The organism is bacterium (assembly GCA_040755795.1).
GTDB lineage: Bacteria > UBA9089 > CG2-30-40-21 > CG2-30-40-21 > SBAY01 > JBFLXS01.
Window position 1 is genome coordinate 1 of sequence record JBFLXS010000649.1, and the last position, 1,559, is coordinate 1,559.

Sequence of the window (1,559 nt, forward strand, 5' to 3'; positions counted from 1 at the left end):
ATTTCGCAGACTCCAGGATTGATGTCCGAAGGGTGGAGCAAGAAAAAGTTTGAGCCATTTCTCCAATTCTCCTTTTTCCCCATTTCTCCTTGTTTACACTTCTAATGTATAGCCCTGAACGGTTACCACAATTTCAATTTCGACGCAGGTATTTTGACAGTACATAACGGCAAAGGGCAAAAAGATAGAACAGTTCCTTTGCCCCAAACAATTCTGCCAGAATTAAAGTCCCAACTCGAGAAGGTAAAGGAGTTGCACAAAAGTGACCTCAAGGAGCATTACGCTGGCACATTTATGCCTGGCTTGCTCGAAAAGAAGTATAAGGATTGTGGAAAGGAACTGATATGGCAGTGGTTTTTTCCAGCAAAGATATTGACCTTTGTTCCCGATTCAAAGGAATTCAGAAGATATCATCTTCATGAGACTCATGTGCAGAGAGCAATTAAACAGGCGGTCAGAAAGGTGAAGATTATGAAGCGGGTTTCAGCCCATACCTTCCGCCATAGCTTCGCAACCCATCTCTTGCAAGCCAATTACGATATTCGTACTATTCAGGAGTTGCTGGGACATAGTGATGTCCGAACGACCATGGTGTACACCCATACGATCAAGAGCCTGACCGTCAAAGAGACTAAAAGCCCACTCGATTTTTAAAAAGAATTCAGGAGATTATCTAATTTAATAAATTGAACTTTTGCGTTTTTTTAGGTGTAAGAAAGGGGAAAAAGAATTTCATGTATAACTAACTATATTTCTTATACTTAGAGAAAAATACTTCTTTTTCCTTTTCCCCCCTTTCCCGTTTCCCCTTATTTACACAAGAGATTGAAATATAAAGTGTTAGCAAAAAACGCAAAAGTTTAGTTAATAAAGAATGGTTGGACAAAAACAACAAATTTTGTATAATTACTAACTGGCTAATACTACTTTTCGGATGATATCCGGAAAAAAGGACAATTCATAACATACCTTCTGCACTAATATCTTCGTCAATCTCTGGCCAATGTACACTATATCCATCTCCAATAATTTCAAAACTTGAGCGTTGATTAGGAGTTGCCTCTGAGAGACGCCATGACCAGGCAAGTGGTACGCTAATAGTACGGCCATCAACAAGATAGGCAATAATTTCTTCTCCTGTGACACGAATATCTTTAATTCGTGGGTCTATTAAATTATCCACAGTGTTCATTCCATGCCTCCATAATTTTGTTTTGATGTAAACTATTCAGCCAGTGATTAGCACGGATAAATAAGAGAGGATAGAAGTCGGAAGTGTAAGGACAGGGTTTGTTCCTGTCCGTTCCGTAGCCGGACAACCACAAGAGTTGTCCCTACAACCCTAATTGCAGGCAAATACACTGTAGCGGGATTTTCCGTGTTTCATCCGTGTTCATCTGTGGCTATATATGGTTCGGTAGCTCACTACATATTTTGTAACCGTTCAGGGTGTAACGAAGGGGAAATGGAGAAATCAGGGAAAAGGGGAAAAAGTATTCTTATTTTAGTAAGAAAATCATATTATTTAGAATGTCATTGACAACTGATGAAACCTTCTG

General features: G+C 39.3%; 2 protein-coding genes. One reads left to right on the plus strand and one right to left on the minus strand.

Going from position 1 to position 1,559, the window contains the following annotated elements:
• Nucleotides 1–114: 114 nt before the first annotated feature.
• Complete coding sequence (locus AB1414_20605; protein ID MEW6609811.1) at nucleotides 115–654, plus strand: tyrosine-type recombinase/integrase; 540 nt, start codon at nucleotides 115–117, stop codon at nucleotides 652–654.
• Nucleotides 655–958: 304 nt separating this feature from the next.
• On the opposite strand, the gene AB1414_20610 is transcribed toward AB1414_20605, so the two are convergent.
• Nucleotides 959–1,192 (minus strand): DUF2442 domain-containing protein, encoded by a 234-nt coding sequence (locus tag AB1414_20610; GenBank protein MEW6609812.1) that lies wholly within the window; start codon nucleotides 1,190–1,192, stop codon nucleotides 959–961.
• Between the last annotated feature and the right edge of the window lie 367 nt (nucleotides 1,193–1,559).